The organism is Paraburkholderia yinzeri, from assembly GCF_046581065.1.
Taxonomy (GTDB): Bacteria; Pseudomonadota; Gammaproteobacteria; order Burkholderiales; family Burkholderiaceae; genus Paraburkholderia.
This window is the reverse complement of sequence record NZ_JBFOCJ010000002.1, coordinates 804,033-829,802: the sequence shown is the minus strand read 5'-3', so window position 1 is coordinate 829,802 and position 25,770 is coordinate 804,033. Positions and strand designations below refer to the sequence as shown.

Here is a 25,770-nt window from a genome sequence, read left to right as displayed (position 1 = left end):
GTCGAACGGCGCAAGCCGGACGTCTATATCGTAGTAGTCGTAATCAGCATACGCCTAAGGCGTGCGGTATGCACCACGCCCGGTGGGCCGTAGCGGCGGCCCGGCGGCGCGTTGTGCGCGCAGGCCGCCGACCGCCATGCCGAAAGGAAACAGCAAACGCCGTGCCTGGTTCAGCCGGCACGGTTTCACGGCGCGGCCGGCGCACCTATGGCCGGCGTTACCGGTGTGGAGGCGTGCGGATACATGAGCAGCAGCACGCGCAACACGCCGTTGGTCCAGCCGAAGCCGTCCTGCAGCGGATATTCGCCGCCGCCCGCCGATGAAGCCTTCGCTGCCGCCGCGCTTATGTCATATTTTTCGACGAGCTTGTGCGTGTGCCGGTAATAGACGAGGTTCGTCGCGACCCAGCGTGTAGCGATGGTCTGCGCGAGCGCGTTTTCGCCATAGCGGCGCAGTCCCATGATCGCGAGATATTGCAGCGGCGCCCAGCCGTTGGGCTCGTCCCATTGCTGGCCGCTCGACACCTGGGTCGTGGCGAGGCCCCCTGGCCGGAGCAGTCCGGCGCGCACGGCGGCGGCCACTTCGCGCGCCTCGCCGCGCGTGGCGACGCCCGCATAGAGCGGATAGACGGTGGCCGCGGTGAGGCGATGCGTGAGTGTGTGCTGCACGAAATCGTAGTCGCCGAACGCATGCAGTTTTGGATCCCACAGCACGCGTTCGATTGCGGCGGCGCGGCGCTGTGCGCGCTGCGAGAACGCCTGCGCATCGCCGGCGTCGCCCTGGATTCCATAGGCCTTCGCGAGCGTGCGTTCGAGCACGACCAGCAGACAGTTCAGGTCGACGGGCACGAGCGAGGTCACGTCGATGGTGCCGAGCGTACGGTTGTCCGCGAGCCAGCGCGAGCTGAAATCCCAGCCCGTTTCGCCGCCCGCGCGCAGGTTGCGCCACAGATCGGCGGGATCGCGCTGCGGCGTGGCCTGCGCGGTCAGCACGTCTTCGCGGTACGACTCGTCGCGCGGCGTATCGCGCGCGTCCCAGTAGCGGTTCAGGAGCGTGCCGTCGGCAAGGCGCACGACGTGGCCCGCCGCGTCGCCCGCCTTCACGCTGTCCGCGCCGTCCATCCAGTAGTCGTACTCCTTGCGCAGTTGCGGCAGGTAGCGCAGATACACGGCGTCGCCGTCGCGTTCCGCGACGAGGCTCACCATCTGCGCAAAGAACGGCGGCTGCGAGCGGCTGAGATAGTAGCTGCGATTGCCGTTCGGAATGTGGCCGTAGCGGTCGATCAGCGTGGCGAAGTTGTTGAGCTCGTCGAGCGAGAGGTCGTGCCGTCCGCTTGCTTCGAGGCCGAGCATGATGAAGTACGAGTCCCAGTAGTAGATCTCGTTGAAGCGGCCGCCCGGCACGACGTAGCGATACGGCAGCGGCAGCAGCGACGAATCCGCGTGCTGCGCGGCGTCCGGGCCGCGGCGCAGCACGTTCCAGAGCGTGTCGATATGGGCCGCGACGTTCTGGTTCGGATCGGAAACGTAGTGATCGTCGGCCAGCGCCGGGGCCGTGAAGTTGCGTTCGACGAACTGCGTGAGCGCGGCCTTGCGGGCAGCGGGGTCCTGCAACGCGCTGTTCTGTTGCCGCCAGGCCGTGTAGGCGGCAACGATCTGCGCGGGCGGCGCGTTGGGGATCATGTCAGCGAACGTCTTGCTGTCGGGGTAGATCTGGGCAAGCTCGACGTCGCGGTAGAGCGCGCCGTAGAGTTCCGACGGCGGCAGCGGCGTAGCCGGTAAATCCTGCCCGGCCTCTGTAATCCGGGTCGGCGGAGCCGGCGTCGATGCCGGTGTTGCACTCGCCGCTGCTGTGTCGGTGGCCGTTGCCGACGCGTACGCTGCCGGCGCGGCGGCGAGCGCGAGGCACAGCGCGAGGGTCGACGCGAGCGCTCCGGCATGCGGGCGCTGTGTGCGGCTCTGAAAAGACGGGACAAAAAGACGGATGGGCTTGAGCATGACTCTCGGATGAGGTTGAGCGGAAGGCGGGCAGGTTGCCGGCGCCGCAGCGCACAGCAAGTCGCGTTCCGCGCGGCCGTCTTGCTCCTGCCCGGCGAGTCTCGAACCGGGAGGCCCGCCGCCCGCAGGCGCCGCTTACGACGCGCGGGCTGCCGCGAGCGGCGTCACGCCCAGTTGCGCGGCGAGTTCGCCAAACGTTCTTTGCACGGAATCCGGAAGATCGATCGTGAGCGTATGGCGCGCGCGGTTCTCCGCCTCGTACTGGCCGGGGTATTGCACCGGCGCGTCGGGATGCTGCGGCGGGCACCCCAGCAGATAGTCGAGGAAGGTCTCGACTTCCTGCGAGCGCCACGTCTGGTTGAAGTCCACTTGCGGATCGAGTACGAGCGCAAACAGGTTGTTGGTCGCGATGCCGTTGCGCGGATTGTCCGCGTGGATCGTGCCGCCGCCCGAGAGCACGCCGGCCAGCAGTTCGGCGACGAGGCCGAGCGCATAGCCCTTGTGCGCGCCGAACGGCAGCAGCGCGCCGGGCGGGTCGGAGAACAGCACGTTCGGGTCGGTGCTCGGGTCGCCGTTGGCGTCGATCATCGTGCCGGGCGGCGCGGGGCGGCCGTTTTCCGCGAGCACGCGCGCCTTGTTGACGGCAATGGCGCTCGTCGCGATATCCACGACGAATGGAGGGCGCCCGCCTGGCAGCGGGCCTGCGAAGCATAGCGGATTGGTCGTGAGGCGCGCCTCGCGTCCGCCATAGGGCGCGACGACGGGCGGCCGGTTCACCACGTTGCTGAAGGCGAGCAGCACGTAACCGTGCTGCGCGACCATCTCGCCGTAATGTCCCATGCGCCCGAGGTGATGGCTATGGCGCAGCGTCACGATGCACTGGCCGTGCTCGCGCACGCGCGCGATGGCGTCGTCGATCACGATCTTGCCCACGTGCTGGCCGAAGCCATGATGGCCGTCGTAGGCGATCAGGCTGCCGCGGTCCACGACCCGCTCCGGGCGGCCGTCGGGCGTGACGAATCCCGCTTCGAGCCCGAGCCGGTAGTTCGGCAGGATCGAGAGGCCGTGGCTCGCGTAGCCCACGCGGTCGGATTCGATCAGGTGGTCGGCGACATCGGCGGCGATGTCGGGCGGCACCGAAAGTTTGGCCAGCACGTCGGTGGCGAAGCGGCGTGCCTCGTCGATTGCAACTTCCATCTGCGGCTCCTTGCCGGTTGGACCTCGCGGTTGTGCCTCGCCATCGCAACGAGCGATGCGTGGGCGGCCAACCAGCGGGTGACGTCAAGGCAAGCGTAATCGTTTCGACGCCGTCATGTCCTCAATCTGTCCCATCCCCTTCATGGAATTCCGTCGACGTTGCCGCGGTGTGGCGCCCGGTCATGCGGCCAGGTTTCATTCGTCATCCTCTGCGTTGCTGCCGTTGCAGCGCTAGAGTCGCGCCGCCGCCTCGTGAACGAGCCGCGTGCGCGCCGCCACCGACGCCGCGTTTGCGGCGCGCACCCGCTCCACGACCGCACGCGGCGCGGTGTCGGGGCTGCCCGCATCGAAGGGGGGCGCCGGCGCATATTCGAGTTCGAGCTGCAACGCTTCGGCGGCTTCGCGGCCGATCAGCTCCGCCGCGAGCGTCAGCGCGAAATCGATGCCGGCCGTAATGCCGCCGCCTGTGATGACATTGCCGTCGCGTACCACGCGCTCGCGTACAGGGATCGCGCCGAATGGCTCGAGCAGCGCGTGGAAGGCCCAGTGCGTGGTGGCGCGGCGTCCGCGCAGGAGGCCGGCCGCGCCCAGCACGAGCGCACCCGTGCAGACCGAGGTGATGTAGCGCGCATGCGCGGCCTGACGGCGCAGGAACGCGAGCGTTTCCTGATCGGGAATCAGGTCGCCCACGCCACTGCCGCCAGGCACGCAGAGCACGTCGAGCGGCGGGCAGTCCTCGAAACTGGTATCGGACCTCATGACCAGGCCTGTATTTGACGTGATACAGTCGCGCGTTTTCGAAATAAGCCGGACCTCGGTGTCCGCCATCGACGCGAGCACGTCGTAAGGCCCTGTAAGGTCGAGCAGTTGCACGCGAGGAAAGATGAGAAAGCCGATCTGGAGTGCCATGGCGAAATCCCGTGCGAGAGAAGGGGGGAAAGGCGGCGGTTGCCGTCCATGCCGCCACTCTATTGCCGCGACTTTGCCCGGGGCTGCCAAAAAAGGCGCAATGCCTGCCAGGCAGGGTGCCGCCGCCCCATTGCACGAGGTCGGCACCCATATCGGATGCGTTTTCAGGCAAGGAGAACAATGACTACCCCCGCTTCGCCAACCCGTTCCCAGACCCGTTCGTTCACGACGGTCTTCCTGATTGAAATGTGGGAGCGCTTCGGCTTTTACGGCATGGCCGCGCTGCTCGTCCTTTTCATGGTGAGCAAGCTCGGCTTTGAAGACAGCCAGGCAAATCTCACGTGGGGCGCCTTCACGGCGCTCGTTTATGCGGCGCCGGCCATCGGCGGCTGGATAGGCGACCAGATTCTCGGCGCGCGCCGCTCGATGGTCGCGGGCGCGCTGATTCTCGCGGCCGGCTATCTCATGCTCGCGATGCCCGACGACAGCCTCCATCACATGTTCGCCTCGCTCGCCGTGATCGTGGTGGGCAACGGGCTCTTCAAGTCGAACGCGGCCAACCTCGTGCGCCGCATTTACGAAGGCGACGATGCGCGTCTCGACAGCGCCTTTACCATCTATTACATGGCGGTGAACATCGGCTCGACCGTGTCGATGCTCGCCACGCCGTGGATCAAGGACCAATGGGGCTGGCACGCGGCATTCGCGGTGTGCTGCGCGGGCATGCTGCTGGGCGTGCTCAACTTCCTGCTGATGCGCCGCACGCTCGCGCATATTGGTTCCGTGCCCGACGATGCGCCGCTGAACTACCGCCGGGCCGCGCTCGTTGCCGTAGGCGCCGTCGCGCTGGGCGCGGCGACGCTGTTCGTGCTGCAGCACAAGGCGGTGGCCGTGGCCTGCGTCTATGCCGCGGGCGTTGCCGTGCTCGCGGTGTTCGCGTGGATGCTCGTGCGCTCACAGCGCGCCGAGCGCGCGGGCCTTGCCGCCGCGCTGATCCTCACGCTGCAGGCGATCCTTTTCTTCGTGTTCTACCAGCAGATGTCGACCTCGCTCACGCTCTTTGCGCTGCGCAACGTCGATCCGCAGTTCTCGCTGTTCGGCGTGTCGCTCTTCAAGTGGAGCGCGGCCCAGTTCCAGGCGCTCAATCCCATCTGGATCATGCTGCTTTCGCCGGTGCTCGCTTCGCTCTATACGTCGCTCGCGCGGCACGGACGCGATTTTCCGGTGGCGGTGAAGTATGCGCTGGGTTTCGCGGTGGTTGCGGCGGGCTTCTTCGTGTTCGCGGCGAGCGGAAACTACGCCGTGGCGGGACGTGTCTCGTCCTGGTTCATGGTGGGCGGCTATGGGCTCTACTCGCTCGGCGAACTGCTCGTGAGCGGGCTCGGCCTCGCCATGATCGCGCGCTACGTGCCGGCGCGCATGAGCGGCTTCATGATGGGTGCGTATTTCGTGGCCAGCGGCGTTTCGCAGTATCTCGGCAGCGTGGTCGCGAATTTCGCGCAGATGCCCTCCGGCGAGCTCGATCCGCTCGTTTCGCTGCCGCTTTATACGCACCTCTTCTCAGGACTCGGCTGGCTCGCCGCGCTGGGCACGCTTGTCGCCATCGTGCTGCTGCCGCTGATGCGCCGCCTGTCGCGCGAGCATCACGAGGCCGGCGCGCAACGGGTGGCCCAGGTCGCCGCGCAGCACGAAGGCGCGCATTGAGCGAACGTCGGCAGCGAAGCTGCCTGCATTCAGGCCGTGCCGGATAGCCGGCTAGCCGCCGAAAAGCCCGGACGTCCGCGACGTGTCCGGGCTTTTTTCTTCGGGCTCGTCATACGCAGCGCAGCGCTCGCCCGCAGAAAAACGCCATACGGTTCGCCTTCTTGCATCGCGGCGCCAGGCTTCGCGAGCGCCTGTCCAGGGTATTCGAGGAGTCTGGCGAGCACGATTACCCCTGTAAACAGGCGTCAAAATGCACACGGCAGTCAGCGCCGCGCAACAAATTTGCTTCGACAATGCAAAAGAGTCACGCAAAACGCTTGCGCGCTTGTAGAATCCGCCGTTGAAGTACATGCATTCTGCGGTGCTTCGCCGATTCACTGACCAACACTGGTAGGAGAAACATGCCGACTTCCGCAAAGAAAGTGGCCAAAAAGGCAGCTGCCCCGGCCAAGAAGGTTGTTGCAAAGAAAGCACCGGCCAAGACGGCCGCAGCTAAGAAGGTCGCCGTGAAGGCGTCTGGCGCTCCGTCGCCGATCAAGGACACCTTCACGAAGGCCTCGCTGGCTGCTCACGTCGCTGAGCGCGCCGGTGTCGAGCCGAAGGCCGCCAAGGCCGTGCTCGCCGCTCTGGAAGACACGATCCTCGGTTCGGTCCACAAGAAGGGCGCCGGCGAATTCACGCTGTCGGGTCTTCTGAAGATCGTCGTGCAGGCCGTGCCGGCGAAGAAGAAGCGCTTCGGCAAGGACCCGTTCACGGGCCAGGAGCGCTGGTTCCCGGCGAAGCCCGCCTCGGTTCGCATCAAGGCACGCGCACTGAAGAAGCTGAAGGACGCAGCGGCTGCGTAAGCACCGTTTTCCGCAGCCGCGAGGCTGTGTGCGAGTCAGTACCCAAAAATCCCCGCCGGTGTCGAGCTCGCGGGGATTTTTCATGCGCGCTCGCCGGGCGTCGTTCGATCCGCGTGGACAGCGCTTCGCGAGAGGATACGGCCGATGGGTCATACGCGAATGTTATGGATGACTGACCTTGCTGCCGGTTTTTTTGCTGCGCCTGCTTCGCATGAGGGTCTTCTTGCGCCCATGAAAAAACCAGCCTTGGCTTGCACCGAAGGCTGGTTTTTCCGTTAAGCGTGTGGTTTTTAGCGGCCACGCCATTCTGACACGGCCGGAACCGGTTGGGAACCGGCTCTGACGCCGGGCCGAAGCCCGGCTGTGCCGTTCTATTAGAACTTGTGGCGAATGCCGAGGCTGACCAGTTCCTGCGAGCTGGAAGCCGAGTTGTACCCGTACGAACCGATCGATGCGCCCGCGGATGTGCCGGAGGCCGCGCCCGGCTGCTGGCCGTTGGCGTGCTGATATGCCGCGAGCGCGTACAGGTCGGTACGCTTCGACAGGTTGTAGTCCGCGCCGAGCGAGACCTGGTTATAGGTGTTCGACGCATTGCCCGAGCCGTGCGTGTAGGTGTAGCCGAGACCGAGCAGCACGGCCGGGTTCACCTGATAGCCGAAGTAGCCGCCGGCGACGTTGTAGCGCTGCGTCGTGGCGAACGTCGAGAAGCCGTCGGCCTTCAACTGGACGTTGCTGTAACGCGCGGCGAACGTGAATGGGCCCGTGACGTACTGCGCCGCCACCGCCGCCGTGCCGACCGACTTCGCCGAGGCATAGGCCTGGTTGATCTGGCTGTCGAACATGGCGCCCGATGTCGAGCCTGACGCCCAGCCCACCGTGCCGTCCGTTCCGGTGCGGTCGGCCAGCGACGACGCGTTGTCCATCATGAAGTAGCCGGCCGCGATGTTGAACGAGCCGATGGCGTAGGTGCCTGCCGCACCCCAGCTCTGTCCCGAGCCGTTCGAGCCGGCGACGCCGCCCAGGGCATACATGCCTTCGAACTGGAAGCCGTCCAGAAGCGGCGAGGTGTACTTGATCGCGTTGTTCGTGCGCGAGCTGTTGTCGTTGTTGTCGACGTCGCCCGGCGTCGCGAACGTGCTGCCGAAGTCGTTGTCGTCGGTAAGCGGCTGGATCATGTCGACGAGCGGGTCGTACTGGCGGCCCAGCGTGAGCGTGCCGTAGTGATCCGAAGCAAGCCCGACGAAGGCCTGGCGGCCGAACATCTTGCCGCCCTGGCCGGCCGCGCCGGTATTGATGTCAAAGCCGCTTTCCAGTTGGAAGATCGCCTGCAGGCCGCCGCCCAGGTCTTCCGTGCCCTTCAGGCCCCAGCGGTTGCCCGAGATGTTGCCGCCGTACATGCCGACCAGATTCTGGTTCTGGCCCGGGGCGTTCGAATTCGTGGTGTTGTGGGCCCACTGGATCGACTCGTCGATCACACCGTAGAGGGTCACGCTGCTTTGGGCATGGGCCGCACCGGCGCCGGTCAGCATGGCCAGCGAGAGGGTCGAGAAGGCGACGCGTTTCATCCAGATTTCTCCACGCAGATGAGGGTTTCGTTATTGCGCGATGGAGAATAACGCAGTTGTATAAATTGAAAGAAATGAAAAGTTCAGACTGTGGCAAAAAGCTGACAAATACATCGATGCCTTGATGGGTGGGGCATGGATGAGTCGTACCTGCTTTTTCCAGATTGAATCGCAATTTTTAATTATTGTAATTTGTGACGATAATAAGTTAGCTGATTGTCAGTTTTTCTCCTGGGTCGAGGGAAGCGTTGCGTCCGCCTCGCTGTCCTCGCCGGCGCCGTTGCGGCGCCCCGCGGCAGCCGTCATCGCGATGGCGGCGCCTGCGGCGAGCAACACCGTACTCCACGGATGCCGCTTGACGTAGCGATCCGCGGCGACGACCGTGCGTCCCGCGCGAACCAGTGTCTGCGCGGCGGCCCGGGTCGCGCCGTCTTCCATCCGCACCACCGAGCGTCCAATCTGCAGAACGGCGCCGGGACGTCGCCCGAACGCGCCGCCCCGCGCGCTGGCCTGCGCCATGGCGCGCAGCGGTGTTCCGGCGTGCGGCGCATCGTCGTGTGCGGCGGCCGAGGCAGCGGCATACAGGGGCACTTCGCCGGTCGCCGCAACCGGGTTGTTTCCGATCGGCACGGAAAGCGTACCGGGGGGTGCAGCGGCGGGGTCATGGGGCTTGACGATGGTCGACGCGGCCAGCACCGAGGCGAGCTTGGCGCGGCTGCCGGGCGGCGTTTCCTCGAGGAAACCCCATGCGCCGCGCGGATCGTGCAGCCGCCCGCGCGCCGCGGAGAACTCGGCGCCGAGCAGCAGCACGGCCGCGGAAAAGTACAGCCACATCAGCAGCACGGCGAGCGAACCGGCGGCGCCGAACGCGGTGGCCATGCCGGCATGGGCGAGGTAGAGCGCGAACAGCTTCTTGCCTGCCGAGAACAGCACGGCGGCGACGCCGCCGCCCACCATGGCATCGCGCCAGAGCACGTTGGCGTCGGGCAGGAAACGCAGGAGCGCGGCGAACGCGGCGGCCAGCACGATCAGTCCGACCGCGAGCTGCAGCAGATTTCCGATGATCACATAGGGCGAGTTGCCCCACAGCCACTGGCCGACGAAGGTGATCGCCGCGTCCAGCACGAGCGAGACGATCAACAGGAACGCAACGCCCAGCACGAGCGAGAACGAGATCAGCCGCACCCGCACGAGCGCGAATACGCTCGAGGCGCGCGTGCCGTCCGGCGGCCAGACGACATTGAGCGCCGCGTGCAGCGACGAAAACGTGGCCGAGGCGCCGACGGCGAGCAAGGACAGCGAGATGATCGTGGCGATGCCGCCGGCCTTGCCCGCGCGGTGTGCGTTTTGCACGATGGTCGTGATGCCGGCGGCGGCATCGTCGCCGAGGACGTTGTGAACCTCGCGGAACAACTCGCCGCGCGCGGCGGCGTCGCCGAAGAACCAGCCGGCCACGGCGATCACCATGACGAGCGTTGGCGCAAGCGAAAAGGCCGAATAGAACGCGATGCCCGCGGCGAGCGCCGGGCAGCGGTCCTTGAAGAATTGCCGGAAGGCGCCCACGACCCAGGACGCTTCCTTGCGCGCGGCGGCTTGCAGTCGTTCCGAAGAGAGCGTGGCCATGATGTCCGTTCCGCGTGCCTGTTTTGTCTCAATATTAGCAAGCGCGGCTCCCGGGCGCGCTTTGGCTGTGCCTTTGCGCAGCTTCCGTGATCCGTCGCTGAAATCCGCCTATACTGAAAATCACCCACAACTCGACAGGCCGAGGACGCACCATGCTGCAAATGTCCCGGCGCCAGTTCCTCAAGGTCACGGCAACATCGCTGGCAGGTTCCAGCCTCGCGTTGATGGGCTTCGCGCCCGACAACGCGCTTGCCGAGGTCCGCCAATACAAACTGGCGCGTACTACCGAAACCCGCAACACCTGTCCGTACTGCTCGGTCGGCTGCGGGATCCTCATGTATGGTCTTGGCGACGGCGCGAAGAACGCCACGGCCAGCATCATCCACATCGAGGGCGATCCCGATCATCCGGTCAACCGCGGCACGCTCTGCCCGAAGGGGGCGAGCCTGATCGACTTCATCCATAGTCCGAACCGTCTCAAGTACCCCGAGTACCGGGCGGCGGGATCGAACGAGTGGAAACGCATTTCGTGGGACGAGGCGCTCGACGGGATCGCGAAGCGGCTGAAAGAGGACCGCGACGCGAACTTCGTCGAAAAGGCGGAGGACGGCAAGACCGTCAACCGCTGGCTCTCCGTCGGCATGCTCGCCGCTTCGGCGGCCAGCAACGAGGTGGGGTACCTCACGCACAAAGTGGCCCGCAGCATGGGCCTCCTCGCATTCGACAACCAGGCGCGTGTCTGACACGGCCCGACGGTGGCAGGTCTTGCCCCGACGTTTGGCCGTGGTGCGATGACGAACCATTGGGTCGACATTCGCAATGCGGACGTGATTCTGGTGATGGGCGGCAATGCGGCCGAGGCGCACCCGTGCGGCTTCAAGTGGGTCACGGAGGCGAAGGCGAACCGCAAGGCGCGCCTCATCGTGGTCGATCCGCGTTTCACGCGCACCGCTTCGGTGGCGGACTTCTACGCGCCGATCCGCACCGGCACGGACATCGCGTTCCTTGGCGGGGTCATCAATTACCTGCTCACGAACGACAAGATCCAGCACGAGTACGTGAAGAACTACACGGACTTCTCGTTCATCGTGCGCGACGATTTCGCGTTCAACGACGGCATTTACTCGGGCTACGATCCGCAAAAGCACGCGTATCCCGACAAGTCGTCGTGGGACTACGAGACCGGCGACGACGGCTTCGTGAAAACGGACGACACGCTGCAGAACCCGCGTTGCGTCTACAACCTGCTCAAGCAGCACTACTCGCGCTATACGCCCGAGATGGTGGAGAAGGTCTGCGGCACACCTAAGGAAAAATTCTTCAAGGTGTGCGAAATGCTGGCCAGCACGGCCGTGCCGGGCCGCGCGGGCACCATCATGTACGCGCTCGGCTGGACGCATCACTCGATCGGCTCGCAGATGATCCGCACCGGCGCCATGGTGCAACTGCTGCTTGGCAACATCGGCATCGCAGGCGGCGGCATGAACGCGCTGCGCGGCCACTCGAACATCCAGGGGCTCACCGACCTCGGCCTGATGTCGAACCTGCTGACCGGCTACATGACGTTGCCCAACGAAGCCGAGCAGGACTACGACAGCTACATCAAGAAGCGCGCCTCGCAGCCGATGCGGCCGAACCAGCTCAGCTACTGGCAGCATTACGGCGCCTTCTTCGTGAGCTTCATGAAGTCGTGGTGGGGCGACAACGCGACGAAGGACAACAACTGGGGCTACGACTGGCTGCCGAAGCTCGACAAGCCGTACGACCTGTTGCAGACCATCGAGCTCATGAATCAGGACAAGCTCACAGGTTATATCTGCCAGGGCTTCAACGTGATCGCCTCGGCACCCGACAAGGCCAAGACGCTGGCCGCGCTCGGCAAGCTGAAGTGGCTCGTCATCATGGACCCGCTGGAGACGGAAACGTCGGTGTTCTGGAACAAGTACGGCGACTACAACGATGTCGATACGGCTTCGATCCAGACCGAGGTGTTCCGTCTGCCCACCACGTGCTTTGCGGAGGAAAACGGTTCGCTCGTGAGTTCCAGCCGCGTGCTGCAGTGGCACTGGAAGGGCGCGGAGGCACCCTACGAGGCGAAGAGCGATCTCGAGATCATGTCGGGCCTGTTCCTGCGCATTCGCGCCGCGTACCAGAAGGACGGCGGCAAGTGTCCCGACCCGATCCTCAAGCTGAGCTGGCCCTACTCGGATCCCGCGAGCCCGACACCGGAAGAGCTTGCGATGGAGTACAACGGCAAGGCTCTCGCAGACCAGACCGATGCGAAGGATCCCACGAAGGTGCTCGTGAAGAAGGGCGAGCAGCTTTCGGGCTTCGCGCAGTTGAAGGACGATGGCACAACGGCGAGCGGCTGCTGGATCTTCTGCGGCGCGTGGACCCAGGCGGGCAACCAGATGGGCCGGCGCGACAACTCGGACCCCACGGGCATTGGACAGACCTTGAACTGGGCATGGGCATGGCCCGCGAACCGGCGCGTGCTCTATAACCGCGCTTCGTGCGATACGGCGGGCAAGCCCTTCGACCCCACGCGCAAGCTGATCGGCTGGACCGGCGCGGCGTGGACCGGCGCCGACATCCCCGACTACAAAGTGGACGAAGCGCCCGATCTGGGCATGGGGCCTTTCATCATGAATCCAGAGGGGGTTGCGAGGTTTTTCGCGCGCGACCAGATGAACGAGGGGCCATTTCCCGAGCACTACGAACCATTCGAAAATCCGCTCGGCTACAACCCGTTCCATCCGAACAACCCGCAGGCGACGAGCAACCCCGCCGCGCGCGTGTTCCCCGACGACCGCGCGACGTTCGGCACGGCGCAGTCGTTCCCGCATGTCGCCACCACCTATCGCATCACGGAGCACTTCCACTTCTGGACCAAGCACGCGCGCCTGAACTCGATCATCCAGCCGCAGCAGTTCGTGGAGATCGGCGAGGAACTCGCGAGCGAAGTGGGCGTGGTCGATGGCGGACGCGTGAAGGTGTCGAGCAACCGCGGTTACCTGATCGCGGTGGCGGTGGTCACGAAGCGCATCAAGCCGCTCACGATCGAAGGCAAGAAGGTGCATACGGTGGGTGTGCCGCTGCACTGGGGATTCACGGGGCTGACGAAACCGGGCTATCTGACGAATACGCTGACGCCGCCGGTGGGCGACGGCAATTCGCAGACGCCCGAGTTCAAGTCGTTCCTCGTGAAAGTCGAAAAGGCATAAGGGGGCGCGAGACATGGCACTGCAATCGCTCGACATCAAGCGCCTTTCCGCGACCACCACGCCGCCGCCGGGCGTGCGCGAACCGGTCACGGGCACGGTGGCGAAGCTCATCGACGTCACGAAATGCATAGGTTGCAAGGCTTGCCAGACGGCCTGCATGGAGTGGAACGACCTGCGCGACGAGATCGGCGTGAACCACGGGGTCTACGACAACCCGATGGATCTCACCGAGCATTCGTGGACGGTGATGCGCTACACGGAGTACGAGAACCCGAACGGCAACCTCGAATGGCTGATCCGCAAGGACGGCTGCATGCACTGCGAGGATCCCGGCTGTCTCAAGGCCTGTCCCTCGCCGGGCGCGATCGTGCAGTACACGAACGGCATCGTCGATTTCCACGAGGAGAACTGCATCGGCTGCGGCTACTGCATTGCCGGTTGCCCGTTCAATATCCCGCGGCTTTCGAAGAAGGACCATCGCGTCTACAAGTGCACGCTCTGCTCGGACCGGGTGGCCGTGGGGCAGGAGCCCGCCTGCGTGAAGACCTGTCCTACCGGTGCGATCGTGTTCGGCACCAAGGAGGACATGAAGCAGCACGCGGCGGAGCGCATCGTGGACCTCAAGGAGCGCGGCTTCGAAAACGCGGGCCTTTACGACCCGCCTGGCGTGAGCGGCACGCACGTCATGTACGTGCTGCATCACGCCGACCAGCCCTCGCTCTATCACGGCCTGCCCGACAGTCCGCGCATCAGCCCGTTCGTGCGGCTCTGGAAGGGCGTGGCCAAGCCGCTCGCGCTGGCGGGCATTGCGTTGGCCGCGCTGGCGGGCTTTTTCCACTACACGCGGATCGGCCCGAACGAAGTGAGCGCCGAGGACGAAGCGGCCGCGATCGACGAAGCGCGCCGCATCAAGGGCGAACCCGAGGAGCGCGACGATGCAAAATGACGAACCCAGGCTGATCGAGCGCTATACCCCGAACGAGCGCACCAATCACTGGATCACGGCGATCAGCTTCGTGCTGCTCGCGCTTTCCGGTCTCGCGATGTTTCATCCCGCCATGTTCTGGCTTTCCGCGCTGTTCGGCGGCGGCCAGTGGACGCGCATCCTGCATCCGTTCATCGGCATCGTGATGTTCCTCTCGTTCCTGATTCTCGTGCTGCGTTTCTGGCATCACAATTATCTGGACCGCAACGACGTGCAATGGCTCAGGCAGATCGACGACGTACTGCACAATCGCGAGGACAAGCTGCCCGAAATCGGCAAATACAATGCGGGACAGAAGCTGCTATTCTTTACGCTGGTGGCTTGTCTCGTGCTGTTGCTCGCGAGCGGCATCGTGATCTGGCGGCGCTACTTTTCGTTCTGGTTTCCGATCGAGGTGGTGCGCCTTGCGGCAGTCGTGCATGCGGCCGCGGCGTTTGTCCTGATCGTCAGCATCGTCGTGCATATCTACGCGGCGCTGTGGGTGAAAGGCTCGATCGGAGCGATGACGCGCGGCACGGTCACATGGGGCTGGGCGAGGAAACATCATCCACGCTGGTTCCGCGAGAGCATCAAGTAGCGTAGAGGCTGCGCGGGGCCCTTGCAACAAGGCCCCGCGTGTTCCGGCAAGCCGCCGGCCCGGCAGGGCGCGGCGGCTTTTTCGTTTTCGGAGAAACCAGGTCGTGACGCAACGCATTCTCGATCCGGGCGAGATCCAGGCGCTCGATCCCTCCGCGATTCCGCGCATTCGTCTGCCCGAGCGCGCGACGCATTTCGCTACGCGTGCCGCGCGCCTGCGCAAGCTGGCGGAGCACAATCCCATCGGCGGCTATGTGCGGCTCATGGCGGTGCTGGTCGACGCGCAGCAGCACGCGCTCGAACGCGTGAGCGCGCCGATGCCCGAGCGCGAGGCTATCGAGAACGCGCAGCGCCATGCCATGCCGATTCTGCCCGCGCTTTCGGGGCAGCGCGATCCGCTGTGGCGCGACGTGCTGCGGCGTCTTGTCGACCACGTGGAAGCGGCGGGCGCTGTGGCGCCCGCGCTTGCGAAGGTGCTCGATACGCTGCGCGCGATGAGCGATGCCGAACTCGACGCGCAAGCCGATGCGCTGCTCGCGCAACGCTACGCCGAAGTCGCGCCCGCCACGGCGCCCTTCGTCATGGCTGCCCTGCAGGTGGTGTGGACCGATCTGGCGAGCCGGCTCGATGTGCGGGACGTGCCTTACGTCGATGCGCCCGGCGCATGCCCCATGTGCGGCGTGCCGCCCGTGGCGAGCATCGTGCGGGTGGGCGGCACGTACCAGGGCTATCGCTACACGCAATGCAGCCTGTGCGGGACCGAGGCGCATGTTGTGCGCGTGAAGTGCACGAACTGCGATTCGACCAAAGGCATCGCGTACCACGGCATCGACGGCGGCGACCCCGCGCTCAAGGCCGAATCGTGCGACGAGTGCCACACCTATCGCAAGATTGGCTATCAGGAGAAGGATTTCGACTTCGAGCCTCTCGCCGACGACCTCGCGAGCCTCACGCTCGACCTGCTGATGAGCGACGCGGGCTACCGTCGCGCGAGCCCGAACCCTCTGCTGTGGCCCGAAGTGCCGGCCGACCAGTAGAGGAGCGAAGCCACGATGAGCGAAGCCGTGGGACACGAAACGGAGCGTGACGCGCGCACGCTCAATGCATGGCTGGCGAGAATGCCGGCCGTCGAGCGTGTGATTGCCTCCGCTCCGGCGCAGACCTTGATCGCTGCGTACGGGCGCACGCAGGTGCTGGCGGCGATCCGCGCCACGCTGGACCAATGGCGGCGCGAAGCGCAGGCGGGCACGCTGGGGAAGATGGCGGGCGACGACGAACCGTTCGCGCTCGAACGTGTGATCGATCACGCGGCACGCGCACTGGCCGCCCGCGCGCAAAACCGGTTGCGTGCCGTGTTCAACCTGACGGGCACGGTGCTGCATACGAATCTCGGCCGTGCGCTGCTACCCGACGAATCGGTTCGGGCCGTCGTGCAGGCGCTCACGCAACCGGCGAATCTGGAGTTCGATCTCGCAACGGGCAAGCGCGGCGACCGCGACGACCTGATCGACGAATTGATCTGCGAGCTGACCGGCGCCGAGGCCGCGACCGTCGTGAACAACAATGCGGCGGCCGTGCTGCTGGCGCTCTCGGCACTTGCCTCGCGCAAGGAAGTGATCGTCTCGCGCGGCGAACTGGTCGAGATTGGCGGCGCGTTTCGCATTCCCGACATCATGAGCCGTGCGGGTGCGCGCCTGCGCGAGGTGGGCACGACCAACCGCACGCATCTCAAGGACTACGAAGCGGCGATCAATCCGCGTACGGCGCTGCTCATGAAGGTTCACTGCAGCAACTATGCGATCAGCGGCTTCACGAAGAGCGTCGAACTCGACGAACTGGCGCCGCTCGCCCATGCGCGCGGTCTTCCCGTGGCGGTCGATCTGGGCAGCGGCACGCTGACCGATCTCACGCAATGGGGGCTGCCCGCCGAGCCAACCGTGCGCGCGACCGTCGAAGCGGGCGCGGACCTCGTGACGTTCAGCGGCGACAAGTTGCTGGGCGGGCCGCAGGCCGGATTGATCGTCGGCCGCAAGGCGTTGATCGCGAAGATCAAGAAGCATCCGCTCAAGCGCGCGCTGCGCGTGGGCAAGCTCACGCTGGCCGCGCTGGAACCGGTGCTGAGGCTCTATCAGGCACCGGAATTCCTGCGCGAACGGCTCACGACGCTGCGCCTGCTCACGCGTCCCGCCGCTGAAATTCAGGCGGCGGCCGAGCGTGCGCTGCCCGTCTTGCAGCGTGTGCTGGGCGACGGCTACTCGGCGGCTGTCGAGCCGATGTTCAGCCAGATCGGCAGCGGCGCGTTGCCGGTGGACGTGCTGCCGAGCAGCGGTCTTGTCGTGCGCCACGCCGCCGGCAAAAGCGGTAGCGGCCGCGCGCTGCTGAAGCTCGAGCGCGCGCTGCGTGGGCTGCCGCGCCCCGTGATCGGCCGCATTGCCGACGACGCGCTGCGGCTCGATCTGCGCTGCCTCGAAAGCGCCGACGAAGCGGCGTTCGTTGCCCAACTCGCGGAGCTGCGTCTGTGATCGTCGGCACGGCGGGGCATATCGACCATGGCAAGACCACGCTGGTCCGCGCGCTGACGGGTGTCGATACCGACCGGCTCAAGGAAGAGAGGGCACGCGGCATTTCGATCGAACTGGGCTACGCCTATGTGCCGCTCGCCAATGGCGACGTGCTGGGTTTCATCGACGTGCCGGGCCACGAAAAGCTCGTGCACACGATGGCGGCGGGCGCGTGCGGCATCGATTTTGCCCTGCTCGTGATCGCTGCCGACGACGGCGTGATGCCGCAAACGCGCGAGCATCTCGCGATTCTGCAGTTGCTGGGCGTGACCGAGGGCGCCGTCGCGCTCACCAAAACCGATCGCGTGGACGCGGCCCGGCTAGCCGAAGTGAGAAAGGACATTGCCGCATGGCTCGCGCCCACGACGCTTGCAGGCGCGCCGTGTTTCGAAACGCGCGCCACGCAGACCGACGACGCAGGCGTCGCGAGACTGGACGCCTGGCTGCGCGAACGCGCCATGGCCAGGCAGGGCCGCCGCGACGACGGACTCTTCCGGCTGGCGGTCGACCGCGTGTTCACGCTCGCGGGCCAGGGGACGGTCGTGACCGGCACGGTGTTCGCGGGCCGCGTGCAGGTGGGCGATACGCTGATGCTGGCGCCGGCGGGACTGCCCGTGCGGGTGCGCAGCATTCACGCACAGAATCGCGCGGCGGAGCAGGGCCACGCGGGGCAACGGTGTGCGCTGAATCTCGCGGGCATCGACCGCGAGCAGATCGCGCGCGGCGACTGGATCGTCGATGCGAGGCTCGCGGAGGGGGCGACGCGCATCGACTGCGAGCTGAGTCTGCTCGACGATGCGGATCTGACGCTGCATCACTGGTCTCCGCTGCACGTGCATCTCGGCACCGCGCACCGCGTGGCGAACGTCGCGCTGCTGGAAGGCGAGACGCTGGGGCCCGGCGAGCGGGCGCGCGTGCAACTCGTGTTCGACGCGCCGCTTGGCGCGTTGCCGGGCGACCGTCTGATCGTGCGCAACGCGCAGGCGACGCGCACTGTAGGCGGTGGCCGCGTGCTCGATCCGTTCGCGCCGGCAAGACGCAGGCGCACGCCCGAGCGGCACGCATGGCTCGACGCATTACGCACCTGGCTCGACGAGGGACGCGCCGATGCGCTGATTGCGCAAGCGCCGAGGGGTATCGCGCGTACGACGTTGACGCAGTTGACCGGCTATGCGGCCGATGCGCTCGCGCTGCCCGGCGACGCGATCGAGGTGGCATCGTCGGGTCGTGCCGCCGAGGGTGTCGTGATGGCGCGGCAGCACTGGGCGCGGATGGCGGCACGCATCGTCGAGGTACTCGGCGAATTTCATCGGCGCGCGCCGGATGAGCAGGGCCCGGACGCCGCGCGCTTGAGGCGCATGGCGGCGCCGCTGGTGACGGATGCCGTGTGGCGTGCGGTGGTGGACGCGCTGGTGGACGAGGGCCGGGTAGTGCGCAGCGGGCCATGGCTGCACCTGCCTTCGCACGCGGTGACGCTCGACACGCGAGAAACGGTACTCGCGGCACGCCTGCGACCGTTGCTTGCGCAAGGACGTTACGATCCGCCGTGGGTGCGCGATCTCGCACGCGAAACGCGGGAAGAAGAGGAGACCGTGCGCGCGCTGCTGCGCAAGCTCGCGCGGCTCGGGGAACTGTACCAGGTCGTACGCGATCTGTTCTACGAGCGCGAGGTCGTGCACGAACTCGCGCGGCTCGTGGCGAACGCCGCCGCCGAACAGGGCGGTGCGCTCACTGCGGCAGCGTTTCGCGACGCAACAGGACTGGGCCGCAAGCGCGCGATCCAGATTCTGGAGTTCTTCGATCGCGTTGGATATACTCGGTTTCACCGCGAGCGGCATGTCCTGCGTCCAGACAGCCGCTTGCACGACGTGCTCTGAATGCCGCGCCATCGCGACACCCTCGGCGTTGCATCGGATATCTCAGGTCTGCAAAGGAAGGCATTCGTATCGGGTGGTACGGCCAGACTTCAAATCTGGTTGGGGACGTCAGCCGTTCCCAGGTCGGTTCGACTCCGGCTGCTTTCCGCCAGTCAAGGTTTTCGCGTCCCGCCGCGCGGAACTGTATAGGTAACCATAAAACTTCCGTTTGGAAGACTTATGGTTAACGAAATACGTCTTCCACTTGCAATTCGTTACACCTCGCTATCTCCGCGGGGTGAAATCAGCCTGCAGAAGCTCATAAGGTTCACAGCCGAGAGCAAGTGCGAGTTTGCACAGGCTCTCGATCGAAATGTCATGGGCTATCTCGATAGTCCATTTCAATTACATGTCGAATATCGCGGAAAAGGCGGCAAGAAGGTTCAGCAGAACTTCGCTCAAGGTTTTCTGGTGACCACATCTGAGGGGTTCATTTCTGCAACGCCCCTCCTGATGGTGCCCACATGGTCAAACTGGAAATCCGGATAGACGAAGCCATGCAGACGCTCTGACCAGGCGCCCAGCAGGGCGCCATTCGCTCCTGCCTGAATCGCAGACGTTGCTCTTTCCGGGCCAGCCGTGTTGCCGGTCAAATTGGCAACACGGCGATCGTCCGGCCACTCTCTTGCTGAGGCTGGCCCAAATTCCGTCCCGGTCTCAACTGGAAATTTCCGGCTCTTCGGGGTGGGCCGCGGGCTGACCACGGCGGCCAGCCTGTGGTCCGTCGCGAGGGGCGGTCTTGCCGTCGGTGGCGGCATGTACACTGCGGCCATCGGCGCGACCGTCATCATTCTGGTGATTCTTGCAGGAGTGAAGCCGCTTGAGCGCCGCTTCATTGCTGTCCGGCAACAGCGCAACATACAATTTCTGGTCGAGCGCGGAAGCGTTTCTGTGGATACATTGCAACATACGCTCGGCTCGGGAAGTGTCCGCGTCAAGCAGTTTATTGTGCAGCAGTCCGAAGACGATCCGGAATTCGACGACGTGCAAATCGCACTGTCACGTGTGACCCCCGGCGAGTTTTTCGCGATCTGCTCGCGGCTTGAAACCATGTCCGGCGTGCGCGCGTGTCGGCGCGACAAATGAACGGAGGCGAGACATGCTGGGAAGCTACGGATTCCGATCAAAAACGCCGGCTTAGCCAGCCATACGCGTGTATGGTCGAGGTCGAAAGCGGCGTGGCAGCGGCCGCGCTGATGCGGCCCGGCATGGGCAGATCGATCACCTTGAACAGGGCGCGCTCGATCTGGTGCACCGACACTGCCCCGATTCGTTGTGTGCGCAATCGGTCGCCGAGATCGACCGGTTGCGCGAGCAACTGCGATGCGCATGCCGTACGGGCGCAGTCGAGATCGGCCTGCACCCGGCCGCGCGCGAGCGGCGCAGCCGATTCGCACGCGGCACCCGGCATGATCGTTTCGAGACCGAACGCGTCGGCGCTCATGCCGATCGTGATCCAGATGCCGGCAAAGGCGACGCGCAGCGCGAGGGGCTGCGCAAGATCGGGTTCGCGCAGCATGGGCTGGCCGTGGTCGTTGTCGGTGAGTTCGATGGCTTGCGGCGCTTTGCCGAGAACATCGGCAAGAAGGTGCCGCAACGAGGCGCGCGCGATCGCATAGCGCCGCGAGAACGACGGGTTGCGATACTGGCGCATGTGCGCCGTCTCCTGGCGCGAGAGCCAGAGCGAGGCCTCTTCGCAACTCAGATAATCCCAGCTTGCACTTAGCCGCCAGATCATCAGCTCTCCGCTGCAGGGCAGAGGATTGCCGGTCCGCGTGTGCAGTCCTGAGCGATGCGGAATGAACTCGATGCCCGGCGTTTCGTAAATCGGATGTGATGACGGCTGGAAGCGGCGCGCGGCTCCCGCGTGCGGCGTGCTTCGCATGCATTCTCCTTGTACTTGACGTTGCGACGCGCGTGGCGACGTGCGCTCGCGGGCCCCTGCGCTCAGGGTCAGGCCGAATCGCTGCGGCCGGCCGGGCCGAACCATTCGCGCACGTAGTCTGCGCCCGGCGGACGCGCTTTCGTGCTCGTGCGCGGTGGCGGCGTGCCGACGAACAGGAAACCCAGGACGCGCTCGTGCGTGGCGAAACCCAGTGCGTCGTGCAGGCGCGCGTCGTAGCTGTCGGTCCCGGTTGCCCAGAAGCCGCCGTAGCCCAGCGCGTGAATCGCGTTGAGCATGTTCATCGCCGCGGCGCCGAGCGCGAGCACCTGCTCGACTTCGGGTATGCCTTCCTCATGCGAGACCGACACACCCAGCGCGATCACGAGCGGCGCAGCAAACGCCCGCCGGCGGCGATGCGCATGGGTTTCGCGCGGCTCGTCGGGCGTACGTGCCGCGGCGACGTCGACGAGCACGTCGCCGAGCGCGCCGCGCGCCTTGCCGCGCACAATGACGAAGCGCCAGGGCCGCAGCTTGCCGTGATCGGGCGCGCGCATCGCGGCGTCGAAGATCAGGTCGAGTTCGGCGTCGCGCGGGCCCGGTTCGGTGAGCGGCCAATGCGACTGGCGCGAGAGCAGCAGCGCGAGGGCGGTGTCCGCCTGCGCGGTGAGCGCCGGGGCGGTACCGACGGGAGGCGACGCGAGGAGGGAAGTGGTCATGGAGAGGAAAGACGAAGAACACGCGGACGGATATGATCGCCAAAAATTTCTATAATTGCAAATGATTCTCATTCATTTGATGGGCACGAGAAGATGCCGTACACTGCGCGATCATTTCCAGGAGGGGCTCGCGCTTGTTCAGTGCAATGCAGATCGAAGCAGCGGGACGCTGGCCCGACGATGTGGCGGTGTGGCGCGTCGACTGCGCACCCGCGCTGGTCGAGGGGGCGTTCTTTGCGCCGGGCAAAGCGGCGTATCTCGACGATGTGGAGCGCGCACGTGTGCTGCGTTTTCGTCGCGAGGAAGATCGCGTGCGCTTCGTTCTCACGCGGTCGACGTTGCGCGCGCTGCTCGCGCAGCGCCTTGGTGTGCCGCCGGCTACGCTGCGCTTTGACGCCACGCCGCAGGGTAGGCCCGTGCTCTGCGCGCCGCCCGGCACGCGCATGCTGTCGTTCAACGTCTCGCATAGCGGGCCGCATGCGTTGATTGCGATATCGGGCGTGCGCGAGGTGGGTGTCGACGTCGAACAGTACGGGCGGGTATCCGACTGGCGCGCGCTCTGTGCGCTCGCCTGCACCGCTACGGAGTGCGAAGCGCTGGAGCGCGCGCCGCCAGCGGCGCGCGCCCAGGTATTCGTGCGCATCTGGACGGCGAAAGAAGCGCTGCTCAAGACGCTTGGCATAGGGATCGCACAAGACTTGCAGACGTTTTCGGTCGACCCGTGTCAGCGTGAGGGTACGGGGGAGCCGCGCGTGGAAACCTTGGCCGCGTCGGGACCAGGGGTGCGGCTGCGGACGCTGCGCTTCTGCTGGCTTGACGAACTGGCGGGCAGCGAGGGCTGCGTGGCTTGGGCGCCGCGCTGGCCTTGACGTCGGGGCCAGGCGAGCGTCGATCGCGCGACCTGTCCGAGCGCCCCGGTGCGGGAACAGCGATATGTAGTCCTGATCGACAATCATGGGCTGGCGATTATGCGTTTTGCAATGCAAGTGCGATTGAATGCGGTGTAGCGCGGGCGGCAATTTGTGACAGGAACCTTAAAGCCCCTGATAGCGGTAGTCTTAAATGGCCTTTCCGTGCTTCCCGCGCAGCGATGAAGCTTGGCGCTCAAGTCTTTGATGACGCGGCAGAATCGAGCGAATGAGGCCAGTCCGCCGCGTATGTCTCCAGGCTTGACAGGTTGACACATGAGCAATGAGCTACTACCGTTGAATAAGTTAATGGGAATGATTTGCGTTTTTATTTATAGATGGTCGCTACTGCGGATGCAACACGGAACCCTGCGCGCCGAGTCTCGCGGCGATCGCTTCGATTAACCGATTCATGCGAAGGAGGGCAGTAATGAGCTGGGGCGATGAAAACACCCAATACCACGTGGTGGTGAACCACGAAGAACAGTATTCGATCTGGCCGGACTACAAGGCGCTGCCGGCGGGATGGCGCGCGGACGGCAAGACGGGCACGAAGGACGAGTGTCTGGCGCATATCGAGGCAGTCTGGACCGACATGCGTCCGTTGAGCCTGCGCCAGGCGATGGCGCAGTACGACGCATCGGGCACGCCAGGCGTGCCTGCCGCCGGCGGCGCGCAGGCCTGACATGCGGGCCCTCGCCGAGGCGCCGGTTACGCTGTTCTGTCTGCCCTACGCCGGCGGCAATGCGGCGATCTATCGTGACTGGCGCGACGCGCTTCCGTCGTGGATCGACTGCGTTCCGCTCGATCTGCCGGGGCACGGCCGCCTGCGGGCGATGGCGCCGTGCAGCGACTGGCCGGCGCTGGCCACGGCGCTGCTCGACGCGATCGGGCCGTTGCCCGCGCGCGATTTCGCGATCTTCGGGCACAGCATGGGCGCGCTGGTCGCGCTGGAGCTGGCTCACGCGCTGCGCGAACGCGACGGACGCGAACCCGTCTGGCTAGGGGTAGCCGCGTGCGCCGCCCCGCTCGAGCGCGATTACGAGACGAAATGGCTCGAGTGCGGCGCAGAGCAGATGGTTGAGGAACTGCGGCGCCTGGGCGGCACGCCCGAAGAACTGCTCGGCGACGCGGAATTTCTTGAGCTTGCCTTGCCGGTGCTGCGCGCGGATTTCCACTTGTGCGCCACCTATGTGCGCCGCTGGCGTACGCGATCGGGCCCGCTCGCCTGTCCGGTTTGTGCCTTCGGTGGCCGGGAAGATTCGTTATCCGAACTTCATGAAAATCTTTCTTCGTGGCGCCACGAAACAACCGGCGCGTTTCGCGAGCAAATGCTGGACGGTGGCCACTTTTTCGTCGAAACGGCACGTGCGCCGTTGATTCGTGAAATCGCAGGTGCCTTGCGCGACGTCGTTGCCTTCGCGCAGCAACCGGCCGCGCTCGCCGCCGCCGGTTGAGCCTGGCCGCATCCGGCCGCCAGTGACGTGACGGCATGTTGTCTCCGTTTCCTCTCTATTGATTCGAATTTGCCGCAACGTCGGCACAAGGAGCTTTCTGCATGACGTACCGTTCTCCCGCCTTATTCGATTTCGGGGCCTACGCAGGACAGAGCGAAGCGTATGTCTCGCTGATCAAGCAGTTCGCGGCCGCGCCGGCGTTTCGCAGTGCAACGGTCGACGAACTCGTGCTCGACGGCGATTACCACCGCCGGCCGCTGCGTCCCGAGGATTTCGAGTTCCTGAAGTTCATGAAGCCGGTGCGCAGCGACAACGTGAGCCGCCTGCCGTCGCTGGCCTCGAACCGCACGCTGCTGTCGATCTACGAACTGGACGTGGCGCGCATGCCGCAGAGCGCCGCTCCCGCCGACTGGCAGCGCTTCGCCAGCTTCTACCGCGAAGACGCGCGCACGCTCGGCGCGCAGATCGCACCGTTCCTCGAAGACTATGCGTTCTCGTATCTCGGCGATCCTGCCGCGGACGAGGAGGGCGTAGATGCCGCTGCGGCGCGCCTCGTACGCCTCTTCGACGAAGAAAGCGCGTTCTGGGGTGAAACGTTTGCGCGGCTGCTGCGCAACGACTACCTCGAAGAGGGTCTGCGTTTCATCATGATCCAGCGCTGGGCGCTTGCACCGTCGCAGCGGAGCGCGGTGGCGCGAGCCGTGGCGGGCGGCCGGTTCGACGGCCTGCCGCCCGATGCGCGACCCATGGTCGGCGGCAATGGGCAGGATGACGAAATGCTCGCCCGCGTCGCGAACCATTGCGGCGTGACGCGCCAGCAGCACGCCTACTGGCAGTTCTATCTGCCCACCAGCATGGCGAAAACCAACCTGCTGTACGCGCTGGCCCGCCGCCCGGATCGCGCTTTCGCGCTCGCGGGCGCCGCGTTCGCGGCCGAGGTGGAATGGCTCGCATTTGTCGCAGCGCTCGAACGCGCATGCGCGCATCTGCGCGCGCCGCATCGTCGCGCGGACGACCGCCAGGCACGCAGACAGGATCTGGACGCGCGTCTGCGCCATGCGCTGCAGGCGATCGGAGAACACTACGGCGAAGCCGGCCGCGCGCAGTGCGTGCAGGGCATCGCGGCGTTCGATCGCCTCGCGGAGCGCGCGCGCTGGGATCTCGGCGAACAGCTCAAATGGCTCTCGGCCATCCCGCGCTTCTGCGAGTTCGCGCGGCGTATCAGCACGCGCATCGACGCCGAGTGCCCGGACATCGACCGCGAGACCTTCGTCGAGCCCCACGAGATGTGCTCGACCACGCACGTGCACAACGACCATCGCCTCGTCACGATCCAGGAGGGCGAGATGCTGTTCTGGGGCAATCTCGGCATGCAGCTCCAGATGTTCGAGGGAGACAGGGTGCTGATTCCGGACGGCCGGCTGCACGGCTCGACCGTGGTGTCGGGCGAATGCACGTATCACCAGCCCATCATTCCCGACGACTGGGTACAGGTCTTCCTGCGCGAACTCGAAGCGCCGGACGCCACGCGGGCCGCCGCCTGACATAGCGCTCAACGCAGCGCCATACCAACGGGTGCCGCGCACACCGTTCTCCAGACACCTCGCCAGCAGGTGCGGACGTTCCCCACAAAAAATTCATGAAGCGCCCTTCTCGCGGGGCGGCTAGCGTGCGCCGCCGCCATGAGGCGCCGCGCGCGGAC

20 protein-coding genes, 1 tRNA gene and 1 pseudogene are annotated in these 25,770 nt (G+C 65.6%); 15 read left to right on the top strand and 7 right to left on the bottom strand.

From position 1 onward, the window contains the following. Positions 1-185: 185 nt before the first annotated feature. The 3 genes from treF to WJ542_RS20755 form a co-directional block, all read right to left on the bottom strand. A complete protein-coding gene (gene treF, locus WJ542_RS20765) occupies positions 186-1,997 on the bottom strand; it encodes an alpha,alpha-trehalase TreF (protein WP_411191333.1) in 1,812 nt (603 codons plus the stop codon). A gap of 135 nt (positions 1,998-2,132) precedes the next feature. After that, on the bottom strand, positions 2,133-3,194 hold the full coding sequence (locus WJ542_RS20760) for an Ldh family oxidoreductase (RefSeq protein ID WP_411191332.1): 1,062 nt from the start codon (positions 3,192-3,194) through the stop codon (positions 2,133-2,135). Between the two features lie 231 nt (positions 3,195-3,425). Further along, entirely contained in the window at positions 3,426-4,103 is a 678-nt protein-coding gene (locus WJ542_RS20755; RefSeq protein ID WP_411191331.1) for a DJ-1/PfpI family protein, read from the bottom strand. Positions 4,104-4,283: 180 nt separating this feature from the next. Here WJ542_RS20755 and WJ542_RS20750 point away from each other — a divergent pair, with 180 nt between their 5' ends. Both WJ542_RS20750 and WJ542_RS20745 read left to right on the top strand, forming a co-directional pair. After that, positions 4,284-5,807 (top strand): peptide MFS transporter, encoded by a 1,524-nt coding sequence (locus WJ542_RS20750; RefSeq protein ID WP_411191330.1) that lies wholly within the window; start codon positions 4,284-4,286, stop codon positions 5,805-5,807. A gap of 401 nt (positions 5,808-6,208) precedes the next feature. Beyond that, entirely contained in the window at positions 6,209-6,652 is a 444-nt protein-coding gene (locus WJ542_RS20745) for an HU family DNA-binding protein (RefSeq protein ID WP_027793866.1), read from the top strand. Positions 6,653-7,026: 374 nt separating this feature from the next. Here the strand turns inward: WJ542_RS20745 and WJ542_RS20740 are convergent, their stop codons facing one another. Together WJ542_RS20740 and WJ542_RS20735 are read right to left on the bottom strand one after the other, a co-directional pair. Continuing rightward, complete coding sequence (locus tag WJ542_RS20740) at positions 7,027-8,217, bottom strand: porin (RefSeq protein ID WP_411191329.1); 1,191 nt, start codon at positions 8,215-8,217, stop codon at positions 7,027-7,029. 219 nt (positions 8,218-8,436) lie between these two features. Then, entirely contained in the window at positions 8,437-9,840 is a 1,404-nt protein-coding gene (locus tag WJ542_RS20735) for a YihY/virulence factor BrkB family protein (protein ID WP_411191328.1), read from the bottom strand. Positions 9,841-9,992: 152 nt separating this feature from the next. Here WJ542_RS20735 and fdnG point away from each other — a divergent pair, with 152 nt between their 5' ends. The 9 genes and pseudogenes from fdnG to WJ542_RS20690 form a co-directional block, all read left to right on the top strand. After that, positions 9,993-13,064: a formate dehydrogenase-N subunit alpha gene (gene fdnG / locus WJ542_RS20730; protein WP_411191326.1), complete on the top strand. Its 3,072-nt coding sequence runs from the start codon at positions 9,993-9,995 to the stop codon at positions 13,062-13,064. 13 nt (positions 13,065-13,077) lie between these two features. Continuing rightward, positions 13,078-14,010 carry a formate dehydrogenase subunit beta gene (gene fdxH, locus WJ542_RS20725; protein ID WP_411191324.1) on the top strand — a complete coding sequence of 311 codons (933 nt, stop codon included), beginning with the start codon at positions 13,078-13,080 and terminating at the stop codon, positions 14,008-14,010. Then, complete coding sequence (locus WJ542_RS20720; protein ID WP_411191323.1) at positions 14,000-14,626, top strand: formate dehydrogenase subunit gamma; 627 nt, start codon at positions 14,000-14,002, stop codon at positions 14,624-14,626. Before fdxH ends, WJ542_RS20720 begins: the two co-directional genes overlap by 11 nt. A 103-nt stretch (positions 14,627-14,729) precedes the next feature. Continuing rightward, the gene (gene fdhE, locus WJ542_RS20715) at positions 14,730-15,662 is read left to right on the top strand and encodes a formate dehydrogenase accessory protein FdhE (protein ID WP_411191322.1); all 933 of its coding nucleotides are present in this window, start codon (positions 14,730-14,732) and stop codon (positions 15,660-15,662) included. 15 nt (positions 15,663-15,677) lie between these two features. Beyond that, positions 15,678-17,147, top strand: a complete 1,470-nt coding sequence (selA, locus tag WJ542_RS20710) for an L-seryl-tRNA(Sec) selenium transferase (RefSeq protein ID WP_411191321.1) — start codon at positions 15,678-15,680, stop codon at positions 17,145-17,147. Further along, positions 17,144-19,063, top strand: coding sequence for a selenocysteine-specific translation elongation factor (selB, locus tag WJ542_RS20705; protein ID WP_411191320.1), 1,920 nt, complete (start codon positions 17,144-17,146; stop codon positions 19,061-19,063). The genes selA and selB overlap by 4 nt, the downstream gene beginning before the upstream one ends. Before the next feature lie 55 nt (positions 19,064-19,118). After that, a tRNA-Sec gene (locus WJ542_RS20700) sits at positions 19,119-19,214 on the top strand. A gap of 206 nt (positions 19,215-19,420) precedes the next feature. Then, on the top strand, positions 19,421-19,591 hold the full coding sequence (locus tag WJ542_RS20695) for a hypothetical protein (protein WP_411191319.1): 171 nt from the start codon (positions 19,421-19,423) through the stop codon (positions 19,589-19,591). Between the two features lie 165 nt (positions 19,592-19,756). Further along, positions 19,757-20,188, top strand: a pseudogene (locus tag WJ542_RS20690) (MgtC/SapB family protein); the annotation flags it as partial. A gap of 37 nt (positions 20,189-20,225) precedes the next feature. Here WJ542_RS20690 and WJ542_RS20685 read toward each other — a convergent pair. Next, complete coding sequence (locus WJ542_RS20685; RefSeq protein WP_411191318.1) at positions 20,226-20,987, bottom strand: 4'-phosphopantetheinyl transferase family protein; 762 nt, start codon at positions 20,985-20,987, stop codon at positions 20,226-20,228. A gap of 68 nt (positions 20,988-21,055) precedes the next feature. Next, complete coding sequence (locus tag WJ542_RS20680) at positions 21,056-21,703, bottom strand: nitroreductase family protein (RefSeq protein ID WP_411191317.1); 648 nt, start codon at positions 21,701-21,703, stop codon at positions 21,056-21,058. 134 nt (positions 21,704-21,837) lie between these two features. On the opposite strand from WJ542_RS20680, the gene WJ542_RS20675 reads away from it, so the two are divergent. From WJ542_RS20675 to WJ542_RS20660, 4 genes are all read left to right on the top strand, one after another. Then, positions 21,838-22,572 carry a 4'-phosphopantetheinyl transferase family protein gene (locus WJ542_RS20675; protein ID WP_411191316.1) on the top strand — a complete coding sequence of 245 codons (735 nt, stop codon included), beginning with the start codon at positions 21,838-21,840 and terminating at the stop codon, positions 22,570-22,572. 469 nt (positions 22,573-23,041) lie between these two features. Beyond that, positions 23,042-23,296 carry an MbtH family protein gene (locus WJ542_RS20670; RefSeq protein ID WP_411191315.1) on the top strand — a complete coding sequence of 85 codons (255 nt, stop codon included), beginning with the start codon at positions 23,042-23,044 and terminating at the stop codon, positions 23,294-23,296. A gap of 1 nt (position 23,297) precedes the next feature. Further along, positions 23,298-24,068, top strand: coding sequence for a thioesterase II family protein (locus WJ542_RS20665; protein WP_411191314.1), 771 nt, complete (start codon positions 23,298-23,300; stop codon positions 24,066-24,068). Between the two features lie 101 nt (positions 24,069-24,169). After that, a complete protein-coding gene (locus WJ542_RS20660; RefSeq protein WP_411191313.1) occupies positions 24,170-25,612 on the top strand; it encodes a cupin domain-containing protein in 1,443 nt (480 codons plus the stop codon). Positions 25,613-25,770 lie beyond the last annotated feature (158 nt).